Annotated in this window: 15 protein-coding genes and 1 pseudogene; 15 read left to right on the forward strand and 1 reads right to left on the reverse strand. The window is 36.8% G+C overall.

From position 1 onward, the window contains the following. Positions 1-40 precede the first annotated feature (40 nt). The 6 genes and pseudogenes from IGJ76_RS06125 to IGJ76_RS06150 all read left to right on the forward strand — a co-directional run. Positions 41-1,435 (forward strand): annotated as a pseudogene (locus IGJ76_RS06125) (sucrose-specific PTS transporter subunit IIBC); the annotation flags it as partial. Positions 1,436-1,476: 41 nt separating this feature from the next. After that, positions 1,477-2,862 (forward strand): glycoside hydrolase family 32 protein, encoded by a 1,386-nt coding sequence (locus IGJ76_RS06130; protein ID WP_270492551.1) that lies wholly within the window; start codon positions 1,477-1,479, stop codon positions 2,860-2,862. Positions 2,863-3,447: 585 nt separating this feature from the next. After that, the gene (locus IGJ76_RS06135) at positions 3,448-4,017 is read left to right on the forward strand and encodes an RNA polymerase sigma factor (protein ID WP_067481867.1); all 570 of its coding nucleotides are present in this window, start codon (positions 3,448-3,450) and stop codon (positions 4,015-4,017) included. After that, on the forward strand, positions 4,014-5,405 hold the full coding sequence (locus tag IGJ76_RS06140) for a hypothetical protein (protein ID WP_095803608.1): 1,392 nt from the start codon (positions 4,014-4,016) through the stop codon (positions 5,403-5,405). Before IGJ76_RS06135 ends, IGJ76_RS06140 begins: the two co-directional genes overlap by 4 nt. Positions 5,406-5,942: 537 nt before the next feature. Beyond that, complete coding sequence (locus IGJ76_RS06145; protein WP_270492553.1) at positions 5,943-6,644, forward strand: YcjF family protein; 702 nt, start codon at positions 5,943-5,945, stop codon at positions 6,642-6,644. Positions 6,645-7,130: 486 nt separating this feature from the next. Beyond that, complete coding sequence (locus tag IGJ76_RS06150) at positions 7,131-7,490, forward strand: YxeA family protein (RefSeq protein WP_067481871.1); 360 nt, start codon at positions 7,131-7,133, stop codon at positions 7,488-7,490. Between the two features lie 116 nt (positions 7,491-7,606). On the opposite strand, the gene IGJ76_RS06155 is transcribed toward IGJ76_RS06150, so the two are convergent. Next, entirely contained in the window at positions 7,607-8,089 is a 483-nt protein-coding gene (locus tag IGJ76_RS06155; protein ID WP_270345488.1) for a MepB family protein, read from the reverse strand. 495 nt (positions 8,090-8,584) lie between these two features. Here IGJ76_RS06155 and IGJ76_RS06160 point away from each other — a divergent pair, with 495 nt between their 5' ends. The 9 genes from IGJ76_RS06160 to IGJ76_RS06200 all read left to right on the forward strand — a co-directional run bounded on the left by IGJ76_RS06160 (position 8,585) and on the right by IGJ76_RS06200 (position 17,218). After that, positions 8,585-8,947 (forward strand): DUF2620 domain-containing protein, encoded by a 363-nt coding sequence (locus tag IGJ76_RS06160; protein ID WP_270345486.1) that lies wholly within the window; start codon positions 8,585-8,587, stop codon positions 8,945-8,947. A 21-nt stretch (positions 8,948-8,968) separates the two neighbouring features. Then, positions 8,969-10,285: a YhfT family protein gene (locus IGJ76_RS06165; RefSeq protein ID WP_071868315.1), complete on the forward strand. Its 1,317-nt coding sequence runs from the start codon at positions 8,969-8,971 to the stop codon at positions 10,283-10,285. 15 nt (positions 10,286-10,300) lie between these two features. Next, entirely contained in the window at positions 10,301-11,173 is an 873-nt protein-coding gene (locus IGJ76_RS06170; RefSeq protein WP_413130677.1) for a phosphotriesterase family protein, read from the forward strand. A gap of 12 nt (positions 11,174-11,185) precedes the next feature. Beyond that, on the forward strand, positions 11,186-12,283 hold the full coding sequence (locus IGJ76_RS06175; RefSeq protein ID WP_284591134.1) for an aminotransferase class I/II-fold pyridoxal phosphate-dependent enzyme: 1,098 nt from the start codon (positions 11,186-11,188) through the stop codon (positions 12,281-12,283). Positions 12,284-12,293: 10 nt separating this feature from the next. Further along, entirely contained in the window at positions 12,294-13,217 is a 924-nt protein-coding gene (yhfZ, locus tag IGJ76_RS06180) for a GntR family transcriptional regulator YhfZ (protein ID WP_284591135.1), read from the forward strand. 61 nt (positions 13,218-13,278) lie between these two features. Continuing rightward, positions 13,279-13,632, forward strand: a complete 354-nt coding sequence (locus IGJ76_RS06185) for a hypothetical protein (RefSeq protein ID WP_071868319.1) — start codon at positions 13,279-13,281, stop codon at positions 13,630-13,632. 1 nt (position 13,633) lies between these two features. Further along, entirely contained in the window at positions 13,634-14,788 is a 1,155-nt protein-coding gene (locus tag IGJ76_RS06190) for a YhfX family PLP-dependent enzyme (protein ID WP_284591136.1), read from the forward strand. Positions 14,789-14,795: 7 nt separating this feature from the next. Beyond that, positions 14,796-16,025 carry a phosphopentomutase gene (locus IGJ76_RS06195; RefSeq protein ID WP_430596832.1) on the forward strand — a complete coding sequence of 410 codons (1,230 nt, stop codon included), beginning with the start codon at positions 14,796-14,798 and terminating at the stop codon, positions 16,023-16,025. Between the two features lie 158 nt (positions 16,026-16,183). Continuing rightward, entirely contained in the window at positions 16,184-17,218 is a 1,035-nt protein-coding gene (locus IGJ76_RS06200; RefSeq protein ID WP_071868322.1) for an amidase family protein, read from the forward strand. Positions 17,219-17,265 lie beyond the last annotated feature (47 nt).

Genomic DNA, 17,265 nt, shown 5'->3' on the forward strand with positions numbered 1-17,265 from the left:
AAACGGGAACGGTTCCATAAAAATGAGGAGGAAGAACAAAATGGAAAACCGAGAGATTGCAGCAGAAGTGATTAATGCCGTTGGTGGTGCAGAAAATATTCAAAGCGTTGCGCATTGTGCAACTCGATTACGATTGATGGTCAACGATGAAAGTAAAATCGATAAAAAAAAGGTAGAAGACATTCCAAAAGTCAAAGGAGCATTTTTTAACTCCGGACAATATCAGATTATTTTTGGAACGGGAACTGTTAATAAAATTTATGACGAGGTTATCGGTTTAGGCGCTCATGAAACGTCCACAGCTGAAATGAAATCAGAAGCAACAAAAAATGCAAATCCTTTTCAACGAATGGTTCGTACGTTTGGAGATGTCTTCGTACCGATTATTCCTGTCTTAGTTGCAACTGGTTTGTTTATGGGACTCCGTGGATTGATTACTCAGCCTCAAATTTTGCAACTGTTTGGTATGACACCTGATGCAATCAATTCGGACTTTCTTTTATACACGCAAGTCTTAACTGATACAGCGTTTGCCTTTCTACCAGCTTTAGTTGCTTGGTCAACATTTAAAGTCTTTGGTGGTAGTCCAATCATTGGGATAGTTTTAGGACTAATGTTGGTTAATCCTGCTTTACCAAACGCTTATGCAGTAGCCTCTGGAGATGCTACACCGATTATGTTACTTAATTTTATTCCGATTGTGGGGTATCAAGGAACTGTTTTACCAGCCTTTATTGCCGGCATCTTGGGTTCAAAATTGGAAAAAAGATTGCATAAATCCGTACCAGATACCTTTGATTTATTAGTCACACCTTTTGTTACATTATTAGTCATGAGCTTACTATCCTTGATGGTAATTGGCCCCATTTTTCATTCTTTTGAAACGGTGGTCTTGAATGGCACAGAATTTGTTTTGGCTTTACCATTTGGTTTAGCTGGTTTGATTATTGGTTTTTTAAATCAATTAATCGTCGTAACTGGTGTACATCACATCTTTAATTTCTTAGAAGTCCAGCTATTGGCAAATACAGGTGTGAACCCATTTAATGCAATTATTACTTGTTCTATTGCAGCACAAGGTGGCGCAACTTTAGCGGTTGGCTTCAAAACGAAATCGAAAAAATTAAAGGCATTATGTTTTCCTTCTGCTTTATCAGCCTTTTTAGGTATAACAGAACCTGCAATCTTCGGGGTAAATTTACGTTATGTAAAACCATTTATCATGGGGCTGATTGGTGGCGCTGTGGGTGGTTTTGCAGCTAGTTTGTTGCAATTGGCTGGTACTGGAATGGCAATTACAGTTATTCCGGGAACGTTGCTTTATTTAAACGGTCAATTATTGCCTTATTTATTTGTAAATATCTTAGCAATCAGTGTAGCTTTTGTCTTGACGTACTTGTTTGGCTACCAAGAAAAAATGGAAGAAGAGCTAGAACAAGCATAGACAATTGGCTTTAGTAAGGAAGTGAAAGTTAGATGTTAGATGGTAGAGTAAAGGACAGCCGTTATCCATTGAGTTTCCATTGTACACCAGAAGAAGGGTTACTGAATGATCCCAATGGATTGATTGAATATCAAGGAGCGTATCATCTCTTTTATCAATGGAATTCCAAAGACTGCTCACATGATTATAAATCCTGGGGACATGTTGTTTCTCAGGACATGATTCACTGGAAACGTTTGCCGGTGGCATTGGTTCCTAGCGAGCCTTATGACAAAGACGGAATTTATTCTGGATCAGCGATTGAAAAAGATGGCAAATTATACTTATTCTATACTGGAAATGTGATTAACCCTGATAGAAGTCGAAGTAGTTTTCAGTGTTGGGCAGTTTCAGAAAACGGTGTAGATTTTAAAAAGTTAGGCCCGCTTTTTGAACATCCGCAAGGGTATACACGTCATGTGCGTGATCCAAAAGTCTGGTTTGATAATGAAACACATCGATGGCGTTTAGTGCTCGGGGCTCAAACTTTAGCAGAGCAAGGAACAATTCTCTGTTACTCGTCCGCTGACTTTAAAAAGTGGCAATTTGATGGCGAACTTTTTGATTCAAATGAAATGGATAAGATCTCTCAGAGAGGCTACATGTGGGAATGCCCTGATCTTTTTCAGGTGGATGGTCAAGAACTCTTACTTTATTCGCCACAAGGATTGACGGCGGAGAGAGAACAGTATCAAAATATTCATCAAACGGTCTATCTGCCACTGACGAAAGAATGGCAGATTGCTTCAGAAAATAAGTTGGTAGAAATGGATTGGGGATTTGAATTTTATGCACCTCAAACGTTTGAAACAGCTGATGAACGACGCATACTCTATGGTTGGATGGGCGTAATGCCACCTGAAAAGGAACAAGCACAACCAACAGTTGCAGAAAAGTGGGTGCATTGTTTAACGATTCCTCGTGAATTGAACTTCCATGAAGGTCGGCTTTATCAAAGACCCATCCGAGAATTACAACAGTTGCGCGGAGAAGAGTCTACTTTTGGGTTGATGGGAGACTGGAAATGTCCTTTGGCGAAATTTGGTTCAGAAATTCTTATGACCTTTGACTCTTTTGCTGAAGATTTCCAAGTAGAAGTAACGACTGGTTTTTCTTTACTATTTGATGCTAAAAAATCGCTGATGGAATTGAGTCGAACGAATTGGGAAGACGGCAAAAAAGAATTTCGTCATTACCATTTAGATGAACCATTGAAAGAAATTCAGTTGATGATTGATGGATCCGCTGTAGAAATTTTTGTAAACCATGGAGTAGCAGTAGCTTCAGCCCGTTTTTTCGCCCTTGAGAAACCATTACTCAAATATAATGGAAAGAATCAAGGACGTGGTGTGCATTTCAGCTTGCTTGATTGCCGTTAAAAGAAAAGGGATTGGGACAAAACGAAAAATCCAGTTGTTCTTAACACATTTTTCAATTCAAAAAAGCCTAAAATCACCGTTTTCAAAAACGAAGTTTAGGCTTTTTTTCTATTTAGACTATTTTTGCCCCAGCCCCTTTTTGTGTGAAGTGAGGATGTTCTTTAAGAGGTAGTAGTTGAAATTTTAGCGCGAATGGTAATTCCTGGTTGGCTTTTTATTCGTATGATTGCACTTAAATATACTGGGGAATTTTTGTACATAACTGGGTATGATGAGTATTAGAAGTGAATGACGATGATTTAGAAAAATTTATTTTTATGCGAGGAAATTGTTCCTTATGATTTGTACTATATGTGAAATCAAAAATGTTGATGATGAAGATATGTTGAATTTGGGAGAGCTCTTTTATGTGAAGCGTTATATTTTGAGAAAGTCAGTTAACTTAATAGAAAAAAGAACTAGTTCCATCGAGTGTATTCATCAAAATAATGATTGATTTCGTTTTTTTATAGGAGAGAATAGGACAAGATAGTGAAGTGTGTGCTAATAGTGTTCTTGAAAAGTACTAGCGTAGGTGGTGGAGAAATGGAAGAAATCGAAAATGAACTTTTTTATCAACGATTAAAAAAACGTGATGATGATGCATTCGATTATCTAATTACAGCTTATAGTAAATTATTATGGGCAGTGGGTGCTCGCAGTGGTGTTCATAATAACATGGATCTGGAAGAAATAATCAGTGATGTTTTCTTACGATTTTGGCAACATCCTGAAAAATTTAATCCAGAAAAAGGTAGTCTGAAAACTTATTTGTGTATTATGACAAAGAGTATGACCAGAAATAAATGGCAAAAAGTCCAAAAATTTAAACAAGAACCATTGACGGAAATAAATGAAGATGCACAACAACTGATTAGTGATGAACTTGATGAGAAAGAAGCATGGCAAGAACTGTATAACTTGATTTTGACGTTTGACGAGCCCACACGTCAATTATTGTTTTGGCGAATCTTTTGTGATTTATCTCCTCTGGAAATCGCAGAGCGCACAAAACTCACGAGTAAAGAAATTGATAATTATTTGTATCGAGGGCGTAAAAAGCTTCGTCATTTAGTGAATGAAAATTCTTTTTTTAGAGAGGTGGAAAATAGATGAAAAAAGATCCTTTAGAATATTTAACTGAAGAACAGTTAGATGAATTACTGAAATGTACTGATCAACCCTTTCACGAAAAAAATAAAAAAGAAATCAAGAATAAATTTGTAACAAAAAAGAATATGTTTAGAAAAAAGAGACAACAAAAAAGACGTTGGATAATTAGTGGATCAACGGCAGCATTAGGTTTACTATTAGTAGGATTTACTTTTCGAGATGATTTGTCGTTAGCTTATAAAAAAAGGTTTGGTACAGATACAGAAATCTTATTGTTAAATTCAGATAAGCTAAGTCAAGAAGTAACGGATCAAGGATTACGGCTAAAAGCTGTTGCCTCTTTTAAAGATGGGAATAATCAATACTTGGTTAGCCAACTAACTGATTTAACTGGTAATCGGCTAGCAAAAGATACAGTCATCGAGGATTGGGAAATGTTTAGTGGTGGGAATACCCAAGTGGTCAATTATGACGAAGGAACGAAAACGGCTACATTAGTTACCAGCGCGATTGGTGCAGAGGCTACGCCAATTTCCGGGTTTCAAATCCGTTCTTTTGCAAGTCAAGAAAAAAACTTTATAAAAACTTTTACTCCAAAATGGGAAGAAATAGTAAAACCAGCTAAAACTTGGATTGATTTAACAAAACAAGAAAGCCAAGGTGGTGGATTTGATGAAAAAGAAGCCAAAAAACTAGGCGTTACTTGGGACGAGATAATCAAGGAAGGATTAAAACCATTGGAGGTCAATGAAAAATTAGACCGAAATTTTACGATTTCCAATATTGCTTACAAAGATAATTTATTACATGTCCAACTAAAAATACCAAATGAACCTAAGATGGCAGCTGTTTTTCCAAGTTTGGCTATTGGTGAAAAAGAAATAGAACCAATCGTAGACTTTAGTATTGATGAGGGGACGCATAATAATCAAACTGGCAGATCTGATTATCAAGAATATGTTTTTGCTATTTCAGAAGCAGACTTAACTCAAGCAAAACTTCTTTTAAACGGGTGGAATTGGGGTGTCTATCAAGAAGGGAATTGGCTGATACAATTGAAAGAGGCGAAAGAATTACCAATCACCAATTTGCCTGATCAAGAAATCGATGGGGCAACGGATAAAGTATTCTTAGAAAATATTACTTTATCGCCGCTGGCACTAGACTTTGACTATACGGGGAGTTTAATCAATGTTCCGATTATATTGACTTATAAAGATGGGACAACTTTCAGATTAGATGAAGACAGGAGCCATTTCCAAGAAGGCAAAAAAATGCATTCTCGTTATGAATTTGGATTAAAAGATAACGAAGAAATCCAATCAATTAAAATTGGAGCGAGTGAATTAAGTTTAGATTCCAAGGACTCAGCAACTTCTGAAGAGAAGTAAAGAAAAATTAATGTGAAAAAGTGTTAATCAGCGAACTACTAATTGGCACTCGGATCAATTGTTCCTTAAATAATTCAACTAGCTCAGGCTAACTACGAAAAATTTTTTCAAAATAAAAGGTGCTTTCAAATGTCTAACTTTTGGAAATTGAAGGCACTTTTTATGTATGTTCCAGCTCCTTTTTCTGTCAGTTAATGAGTGTGCTTTGGAGCGTAGTAAGGAATAATAGAAGATAAAAACGCTACGGCTAAAGAATGGTTCTCCCAGCTTTTATTTTAAAAATGAAGACTGGGAGATTTTTTGTGTTCAGACAGGAGTTGCTTGAAAAAGATAGGAGTGAACAGTTTCAGCTTTATCTATAAAGAATATAGTTACCACATAAATGAATCTTCTGGGAATGCACGTTAAACGTGTGCTTACTTAAATAAATGATAAACTTTTGGTAGTAACAGGCATGTACTGAACGTTTTCTTGTTGCCAAATTGTATTCCGTGCTACAATTTCTTTAGTAATTTTTTGATAAAGGGGTCATGAAAGATGTTAAGGAAAAAGGATAAACAAAAAAAGAAACAGCTTGAGGTAACAAATGAAAAGAAACGGAATGAAGTAGCTGAGTTGGAGACACAGGAAGAACAAGAAGAATTTCAATCGTTCTTTAATGATGTGTTGAAACAATTTCCAAGTAAAATCTCTACTGCCATCATGAAATCTTTTGATAGTACAAAGACTAAAGCATTAAAGTTGACGGCTGCTAGTCGAAGTCGTTTCGATGGCGTTTTTGATGAATTTTTGACAGATGTCGATCAAGAAACTCGTAAAAAATGTCATACAACGGTTCATGTGGCATCCTTAACAGCAGCAATCATTGGTTTATCACCTATTCCGTTTTCCGACGCGTTTTTATTAGTTCCAGTACAGTTAACGATGATGGCACGTTTACATAAAATATTTGGACAATCTTGGTCGGAAAGTTTGGGTAAAAGTTTGACTAAAGAACTGGTAGTTGTCAGCTTTGGCCGTAGTGCAGTAGGCAATATCTTAAAATTTATTCCGGTAGTTGGAACAATTAGTGGTGGTGCGGTCAATGCGGTGGTTGCGATGGCAATTACAGAATCTCTTGGCTGGGTGACGGTCAAAATGCTGAATGATGGGGAAGATATCTTTGATCAAGTAATGTCGTTTAAAGGCCAGTTTGATACTTTGTTCAAGGCGATTCAAGGAGTAAATAAGAAAAAATAGCCAGAAGAGGTTGTGGCTCCAAGCGTCCAGCTTCGAAAAGAAGAGACTATGACACTTTTTTTGTCATAGTCTTTTTTTCTCAATTGGAGAATAATCGAAACAATCGCTAAATAAATTTGATTTTTGGAGATCATCAATCTGAAAAAATTTTCTGATCCAGTACTCAGTCAAAAAATGATGGGCGAGAGATTTGCGGTAAAGCCAAGTAACAATGGTTGCGGTGATTAAGCAAGTTTTTCTAATTCCAGAGAACGCGAAAAGCCCTCCTTCTTCTAAAATAAGAAGGAGGGCTTTATGATGCTTTCAAGCGGTTCAAGAGATGAGTACTCAACTTGGAAGACAAATCTGACCGAGAAATTACCAATTACATAATGATAGTTATATTATTCTTTCAATAGTGTTAGCTCTTACATTCTCAATTCAATGTTTACTTGAACGAAAATGAATTATTATTTGAATAGATTAACTATAGGAGGAAGTAAGCCATTGAAAAAAATATTTATTACACTTACTTTAGCGTTAGCAAGTCTTTTTGTTATGTCAGGATGTCAGTTTTATGATAGAGAACTAAAAAAAGAAGTCTACTATACAAAAATCACGACAACTCCTGAAAAACAAACAGATAAAGAAGGTAGCTCATATTTTGAGTATAATCAAGTATTTGTCAATAAAAATGGTGAGAAAATCGACTTAGAAATGAAAGAATATCGAAATAAACCATTAAAAAAAGACGCCTATTTGAAAGCAAAAGTAACGAAAAGTGACGGAGTGAAAAGTTGGGAAGAGGTAGAAAAGAGTAAGGTTCCTGACAAAGCTTTAGATACTATAGAGAAAAATGAACCTTGAATTAGCTATTCAATGAAACATTTAGGACTAATTTCTGATTGATAAATGACCTAAAACTAAGTTAGTTATCTCTTATTTTTTGAGATAGAGCTGACTTAGTTTTTTTAAAATTCTCCTCATTCAAAATAAAGAGAGTTAAACATTTTTTTGTCAACAGTTATTGAAGTATCAATAAAATGATTCATTTGCCATTCTTGTGTACGAGCGGCAGTCTTGTTTAAATCGTGTACCCAAGTGGGATAAATTCGCATCGCGATTTTCCCATTTGAAGTTTTGCTTTTGAGAATCCCTTTTTTTAGTAACACCTCTTTCGGAAAAATAAATTGCCCGGATAGTTGTCCGTCAAGAATAGTAATAATCAGTTTGTCGGGGCTATTTTCGTATAAGAATGGTTGATTTTTATCAGTAATGTCCTTTTCCCAGAACGCAACAAAATAGCCTTTTTTCTTGGGGGTTGATTTGGCGAGTCGACTACGAAATGTGTGGGTATTTATTGAAAAAGTTGTACCTTCATACTCTTCATTTTGTCTTTCATAGTGAAGATTTTCAAAAGAAAAGTCATTCAATTTTTCAGTGATGAAACACAAAGATTTATACAACGGTGGTCCTCCCTAAATGTTTTTGTAACTGAAATTCTCTCATAGAGGGAAAGACATTACAATGTTAATGCCTCGAGTGTAACTTTTATTTTTTCTTTCGCTCACCAAGGAAAATAACGTATCATTAATTAAATAAAAACTAGTATCAGCAAATGGATTCACAAGAAGACCGATTCAGGAGCTTAAAAAATCAACGGTTATCAAACTGAAACCAGATTCAAAGTCCTTTATTCGTTAGTTAATTCAAGAAAAAATGAATGAAACTAGCATTAATGAACGGCAAAAAAGAAGGTGATGAATTTGGTTTGAATAAAGAAAAATGATTCAGGTAAAATAACTCAAAACGATTTTAAAGGTAGAAAAGAAGTGAGTAAATAAAAAACATTTAAAAAGAAAGGGCTTGCATTTGTGTTCAGGCACAGTTACAATCTGTTTGTAATTATTAATTACGTATCAATATACAAAAAAATGTACATTCATTTAGGAGGACTTTTGATGAAAAAAATCGTAGTAGGTGGCCAAATTGATAAAAGTGAAGTGAAAGAATTAGTTGAAAAATTCAGTGATGGAAAGTACGAAATCACAGTGAAAAATGATTTGGATGCAGCGATGGCTGTAAAAAATGGTCAAGCCGACTATTATGTGGGGGCTTGCAATACTGGTGGTGGTGGAGCATTAGCAATGGCGTTAGCTTTATTAGGTCATGACAATTGTGTAACCGTTTCAATGCCAGGGAAAGTAATGGCTGAAGAAGAAATTCGCGAGAATGTTCGTTCTGGTAAACAAGCGTTTGGCTTTACTGCCCAACACAAAGAAGTAGTTGTGCCAATCATTATGGATGAATTAAAAAAACAATAGAATGATCGTGGGGGAAAGAAGATGGATTCGTCAAGAATAATTGAATTAATTGCTATCGCATCATTGGGTGGTTTATGTGCGGTATTAGCGAACAAGGGAATTGCTGTCTTTAATGATGGCTTGCGCCCAATCGTACCAGAGTTTTTAGAGGGGAAAATTGGGAAAAAAGAAATTGCTGCGACAAGTTTTGCGTTAAGTTTTGGTTTGGTTATCGGATTTGGGATACCAGTGTCGATTGGTGCATCAATTTTATTAGTTCATAGTGTGTTATTGATGACAGATATTATCGGCTCTTGGGCACCCGAAGGAAAAACAGGCGTAATCATTTCGGCAGTGGTGGGTGCACTTTATGGGGTTGGTTTAGTTTTAGGACTTCAAGCGGTCGTTGATTTATTCGCGATGATGCCGGTCAACTTTATGGATGCACTTTCTTCGGTCGGGGCACCTGTAGTCATTTCCTTTAGTATTTTCCCGGCAGTAGCGATTACAAGCCAACATGGATTTAAAAAAGGCGCAATCTCTTTTGGTGCGACATTATTAACTTTATTTGTTGTTAAACGTTTCGGTACATTCAACTTAGGAAATGGAGCAACTTTGACGCTTAGCGCAGAAGGTATGTCTTTACTTGTCGGAATGATTTTTATGATTGTTTACGCAATTCAGGTCAAGAGTGATGGTAGTAATTCAAACGAAAGTTTAGTCAGTGTCTTTTTGGAACGTGTGAATCGTATCAAGAAAAATTGGATTTGGCTATCCATTACAGGTGGTTCTGTAGCGGCTGCGACTAGTTTAATGATTATCGCTGGTGATCCAATTTCATTGAATTTACTTTCTGAAGGAAAAATGAGTGAAGCAGCTTTAGCCGCATTTGCTAGAGGAATTGGCTTTATTCCATTGGTTTTCTCAACAGCAATCGTTACCGGCGTTTATAGTCCGGCTGGAACAACTTTTGTTTTTGTAGCAGGAATATTATTACATGATAAGCCAATCCTTGCGTTTATCGTTGGTGCGTTATTGATGTTTGTCGAAGTACAACTTTTGACATTGATGGCAAAAGCTTTGGATAAATTCCCGGGAATTCGCGAAATGGGTGAATATATTCGAACAGCAATGAACAAAGTTTTAGAGGTTGCTTTACTAATTGGTGGGGCAATGGCATCCGAACAAATTGCTCCCGGCATTGGCTATTTCTGGGTGATTGGCTTGATGCTGTTGAACAGAAAAGCAAAAAAACCAGTAGTAGAGTTAGCAGTTGGTCCAATTGCCGCAATTAGTTTAGGCGTGATTGTTAATATTCTTTACTTACTTGGTCTATTTGTGCCAGTCGTTGCAAATTAGGAGGAATCAGATTAGATGTTACTTGATGGAATTACTTATATGCATGAGCACACGACAATTGATTTGTCTCGCTTAAAGAATATTGATGATACAAATCTGAATTGTTTTGAAGAAACTGTTTCAGAATACAAAAAATTGTATAATAAAGGTGTACGCAATATCGTGGACGTGACCAATATGGATATGAAAAGAAATCCAGCGTATGTACAAAAGGTTGCGGAATTATCTGGAATAAATGTCGTTCAAGCAACGGGTTTTTATCAAGATAAATTTCTTCCAGAATTTGTCACTGATGCAACGATTGATGAGTTGACAGAATTTATGGTGAATGAAATTGAACACGGAATTGCAGGCACTGCAATCAAAGCACAAATTATTGGTGAGATAGGAACAAGTAAAAACTTGATGACTACACGTGAACGAAAAGTTTTTACCGCTTCAGTCATCGCACAAGAACAAACCAATGTTCCGATTACGACCCATACAACATTAGGAACTTATGGTCATGAGCAAGTAGCTTTTTTTAAAGAGCAACATGCGAATTTAGAAAAAATCGTTATTGGTCATGTAGACTTAACAGGAGATATTAATTATATTTTGGAGATGTTGGATCAAGGAGTCTATGTTGAGTTCGATACGGTTGGCAAAGAAAACTATCAGCCAGATTTAGTCAGAGCCAAAATGTTAAAAGAAATCGAAAGACGAGGATACGAAGACAAAGTGTTTCTTTCAATGGATATTACTCGCAAATCAAATTTAACCTATCAGGGTGGAATTGGTTATTCCTACTTGTTGGATCAATTTGTTCCATTGGCACTTGAAAATGGGGTTTCTGAACAATTCATCCAGAAGATGCTACGTTTCAATCCTCAAACCTTTATGAAATAGGAGTGAAACTTAATGGAAACATTTCCTTTACCAAGTTTATCGCTTGATGAAGCGATGGAGCTACAATTCAAACTAGTTGAAGCTGTGACCAATCATTTTTCTGGCGCTGAGATCTTGACTCGTGGAGATCTTGGAGTAGTGAAAGGCTTGAATCAGCCAAAAACAACGAATAAAGTTGAAAAAGTTCTTGCAGAATTTTTCGAAGCAGAAGCTGCAATGCTGGTTCGCGGATCAGGAACGAATGCGATTCGACTTGCACTTCACGCGAGTGTGGGTACGGGGAAAACGTTGCTCGTTCACGATGCACCTGTTTACCCGACAACACAAGTTTCAATTGATATGCTAGGAATTAAGCTAGTATATGCTGATTTTAATGACTGGGTTAACGTTGAAGCAGCATTAAAAGAAAACCAAATAGATGGTATATTAATTCAAGTAACACGACAAAAGATGGCTGATTCCTATGATCTGCGTACATTGATTACCCAAATTCGTTCGCTGGATCAAAAAGTGAAGATTCTAACGGATGATAATTATGCTGCTTTAAAAACGAATGGCATTGGGTGCCAATTCGGTGGCAACTTAGCTTGTTTTTCGACATTCAAATTATTAGGCCCCGAAGGAATTGGCTGTATTGTCGGTGAAAAGTCACTGATTGACCAACTGAAAACTGAAAATTATTCAGGTGGTGGACAAGTTCAAGGTCACGAAGCAATTGATGTAATAAGAGGAATGGTTTACGCACCTGTTTCATTAGCCATTTCCGCTCAAGTAGGTGAAGAAGTCTGCCAACGAATCAATCAACAAGAAGTTGTCGGATTGAAAGAGGCATTTGTCGTTAATGCACAATCGAAAGTAGTCGTAGTGAAGCTAGCAAGTCCCATTGCAAAAAAGGTCATTGAATCAGCAACCCAATATGGTGCCTTGCCAAATCCAGTTGGAGCAGAGTCAAAATATGAATTTGCCCCGTTGATTTACCGTGTATCAGGTACTTTTAGGAAGGCTGATCCAGATGCAGAAGACACCATGATCCGTATCAATCCAAATCGAGCAGGAGCAGAAACGATTATCCGTATTTTGAAAAAAGCAATGGCTAGTGTTCAACAGTAAGGAGTTTACTATGGGAGAAGAATTTTTAAAGAAAAAAGGAATTATCGTGAATTTTTTAGCTTCTGATTTATTACAGAAGAAAAAGGGTGATCGAGTACCGAGCGTGACTGACTATCAAACCAAATATGAAGTAGCACGAGGGACGATTCAAAATGCGTTGTCTTTCTTAAAGGACAGAGAAGCAATCAAAGTAAAAAGTCATGGACACCTTGGTACCTTCATTGAAGAAATCAACTATAGCATTTTACAGGAGTATGCGTTGTCCGATACGATTTTAGGAACGATGACATTACCGTATTCGAGACTGTATGAAGGTTTAGCGACGGGTATTTACGATGTGTTTAAAGAAAATAATATCAAATTAAATCTCGCCTATATCCGTGGTTCGAAAGAAAGAGTACGTTCAATCGTTAATAAAACCTATCGCTTTGCAGTTATTTCAAAATTTGCGGCAGAGCAAGCAATCTCAACAGGTGAACCAATTGAGATTAGTCTGGACTTCGGGAGCCGTTCTTACTTAAGCAAACATGTTCTCTTGTTCCGAGATAAGAATCAAAACCAAATCGAAAAAAATATGAAGATTGCTATTGATTATAGCTCAATTGACCAACAATTATTAACCAAATCTATTATTAAAGACGAGCAAGTCGAATACGTTGAAATGCAAGGACATCAGATTATCTCTGCACTACAAAATGGTCAAATCGATGCGGGAATCTGGAATTACGATGAAATACGTGATAAAAATCATCAGGGATTACATCATGTTTTATTGGAAGACAGCCAGATGGAAAGAGATATGAGCACTTCTGTCATCATTACACATGTAGATGACGCTTCAATGAATGCTTTTTTCCAGAAAAGTGTAGACAAAGAAAAAATCTTGTCCATTCAAAAAGATGTTTGTGCTGGAAAAATCATTCCACAATACTAATTCTTCTTACTAAAAAAAGCATCAAAAAATAAAAACTTTGTTGAAATTTAGGGGGCGTAACATGATTCGAGAGAAATTAACGATATTGCTAAGTTCAAATGTCATCGACCAAGAAACACATGAGTATGTCTTACATGTGTTAGATTACCTATTAAAAAATGAAATCATTCAAAATGAACAAAGAGCAGATGTGTTTTTGACACATCTGGCAATGGCTGACATGCGTCGGAAAACAAGTGAAACAATCAATGATTTGGAATCTTTTATTCGAGTAGAAATCGAAGCAGATACGAAATATCTTCATTCAAAAGAGTTATGGCAGGATTTACAAAAAATGGCTAAGGAAAAGCAGTTTACCAATGCTGAGTTGGACTATTTTTACCTTCATATCATTAATATGTTGAGGGAGGAATAGGATGTTTTTAGATGTTACTACCCGAAGAAATCCCAAATTAATTGAAGCAGCAGTTAACTTACATCAAGAAGGACTGATACTTCCTGATACGTATATTTTGGATCTCGATACGATTGAAAAAAATACGAAAAGTTTAGCACGTGATGCCAAGGAACAGGAAATCGAACTGTTTTATATGACGAAACAATTTGGTCGAAATCCTTACGTTGCACAAAAAATCCATGATGCAGGAATTGAAAAAGCAGTTGTTGTAGATTTCAAAGAGGCGCTAGTTATGATGGAACAAGGATTACCCTTAGGAAATGTTGGTCATCTTGTCCAAATACCACAACAATTGTTAAAAAAAATCATGAGCTATGGAACAGAGTTTATCACGATTTACTCACTGGAAGCCTTACGCCAAATTATTGTTATAGCAACTGAATTAGTCATCAAACAAAAAATTTTAATCAAAGTGATTGAACCCGATGACCAAATTTACGAGGGGCAGTTTGGAGGTTTTCATCTAGCTGAGCTGGCTAGTGTTGCTGAACTAGCAAATGAAACCGATTTAGTTGAAATTGCAGGAGTTACTTCATTTCCTTGTTTTTTATTTGATGGTGTTTCGCAATTAGTCCCAACAAAAAATAGCGGAACCATTCGAGCAGCAAAAGAAATTTTACAACATGAAGGAGTAGTTATCACAGAAGTGAATATTCCATCCGCAACTTGTCATAAGACCATTCCTTTGATTAAAAAAATGGGCGGAACACAGGGAGAACCTGGACATGCCTTGACAGGGACAACGCCTTTGCATGCGAAGTTGAATTTGCCTGAACTACCAGCGATGGTATATGTCAGTGAGATTTCTCATAATCTGGATGGCCAAGCATACTTTTATGGTGGAGGTTATTATCGACGAGGAAATTTGGGCTCCGTGCTGATTACCGAGGAAGACGAGTTACTAAAAGATGACGTGATACCTTTTAGTAATGAAAACATTGATTACTATTTAGCAACTGCTCAAGAACATGCAGTTGGTTCGACCGTCATCGCCGCTTTTCGCACACAAATTTTTGTTACCCGAAGTGACGTTGCCGTGGTTTCTGGTATCCAAAAGGGGATGCCGAAAATCGAAGGAATTTATGATAGCTTGGGAAATTTAATTAGAAGGTGAAAGAAGAATGGGAAGATTTATTGTAATTGTATTAGATAGTTTTGGTATAGGTGCAATGGCTGATGTGGCAAAAGTTCGCCCTAGAGATTTGGGTAGTAATACCGCTGGTCATATTATTGAAAAAAACGAAAAAATCCATCTTCCAACATTAGAGAAACTTGGTTTAATGAATGCTTTGGGGTATGAAATAGGGCATCATAAGTTTTCAAAAACAGCAAACTACGGAACCAGTAATTTAGCACATTATGGAGCAGATTCTTTTTTAGGACACCAAGAAATTATGGGCACAACACCAAAAGTTCCATTGATTCAGCCGTTCAATCAAAAAATCGATGTTGTTGAAGAAAAGCTTCGAAAACACGGGTACAACGTCAGACGAGTAGGCGAACTGGGAACGCAGATCTTAGTAGTCAATGAAGTTGCTACAGTGGGCGATAATTTAGAAACAGATTATGGGCAAGTTTACAATGTATCCGCTTGCTTGGATCTGATTTCTTTTGAAGCTTTGACTGAGTTGGGTCATGCTGTTCGAGAGGTTGTCCAAGTTTCACGAGTAATTACCTTTGGTGGGCAGCAAATTACTTTAGCAGATTTGTTACGAGCAAGAAAAATCAAGAATAATGAAATTGCAGGTGTAGATGCACCTGAATCAGGTGTTTATAATCATGGTTATCAAGTTGTTCATTTAGGTTATGGGATAGATAAGAATGTCCAAACACCAACGATTTTAGATAAAGCTGGAATCCCAGTATCCTTTCTTGGTAAAGTTGCTGATATTATTCAGACAAATAGTAAGCGCTTATCTCCTGGTGTGGATACAGAGATGCTGTTTGATTCCTTGATTAACGAAGTGAAAGCAATAACTCATGGTTTTATTGCTCTGAATATTCAAGAAACCGATTTGGCGGGTCATGCTGAAGATGTAGAAAAATATTCGGATCGTCTAGAGGTCAGTGATCGACGAATCAACGAATTACTTTCTTACTTGAATCAGGAGGATATATTGATTGTGATGGCCGATCATGGGAATGATCCAACGATTGGTCATAGTAACCATACGCGAGAACGTGTGCCGTTACTGATTTATAGTCCAGAAATGCAAGGAAAAACGATTGGTGAACGAACGACTTTAGCAGATATTGGAGCGACAGTATCCGAGTATTTTCAAGTGGATGCACCACAAAACGGTCATTCATTTTTAAAAGAGTTAATGTCAACTGAGCATAAATCTGACTAAAAAAGTTAAATGCCAGTCTTCTTTTAATGATTGATCGATAAGTAGCATTTGCAAAAGAAGAAATGACTATTTAGCAAAAATGTGAGCAATAATTTCGAAGCCAGTAGTTTATTTTTGATGCTAGTCACCGGTTATTCCTATGTTATGGAGGTTCAGGTATGGAAATGAAAAGAATTCAAGAATATTCAAGTAAGACCAGTCTGGCAATGGCAAATGTTTATCACTCTGTAATGAAAGTTTACCCCAACTGTATTTCTGACATCAATTCTGATAAGGATTATTATCTTGGTGTCAAACAAGCCACATTGATTTCGCCTGCCTTGCTAGCATTTTTAGGAGAAAATGGTTTTCATTTTCATACATTAGATAAAGCGAGCCACAAAGGACGAGGAATTGATTTTCAGTTGAAAAATCCACTAACGGGCAAAGCAATGACGGGTTCTTCTAGCGGAACAGCATTGAATGTTTTTTTAGGTATCAATGATATTGGTATAGGAACAGATGGTGGTGGCTCTGTGCTTTCACCTGCAGCGACGTTGAATTTAATAGGAATGATTCACCCAGCATTTGGCGCAAACTGGGTCGATTTTCAAATGTATAAAAAAGTTTCAACAGATAACATTGTTTTCACTCCATCCATTGGCTTTATCAGTCGAAAATTACAGTTGGTTGAAGAAGTCGCCACTTTATTTGTTGAAACAGAAATGGAAAAAAATGAAGTGAAAGTAGCGATTGATGCTGATATCGAGAAAGAAAAGTGGGCATCGTGGAAAATAGCCGCAGACATTCGTTCAAGAAATTTTGCGTATAAATACGAAGCAAGTAGGGAAGAACTGATTGATGAGGTGGAGGCACTTTTTACTGAGGTAGATATTATTGTTTCAAAAGAGGGGCCAATTGATGTTGATGGCATGGGTGAAACCCTTTTCGGCCATTTTGATACCCAGACAAGAGCGACACAAGTCCAAGGAAAGAAAGGCTTTGTTCGCGTCATAAATATGTGCAACGCTATGGGGTTGATTGTCCCTGTTGGCGAATTGGCAACAGGGTATCTAATTATCGCTAGACCACAACATGGGCTAGAAAAAAAGGTCTTTCAATTGGCTGAACTGCTGATTGCAAAAGAAGATCCGTTGGTTGCTAATTATTTTTTAGATCATCATGCCTATTTTGAAGAGGGGTATAGTTCATAATAAGGGGTCAAGAATGTTGCTTTACTAAAACGAAAAAGCTGGAAACA

It is taken from the genome of Enterococcus sp. DIV0175, assembly GCF_050529075.1.
GTDB classification, from domain to species: Bacteria; Bacillota; Bacilli; order Lactobacillales; family Enterococcaceae; genus Enterococcus_B; species Enterococcus_B thailandicus.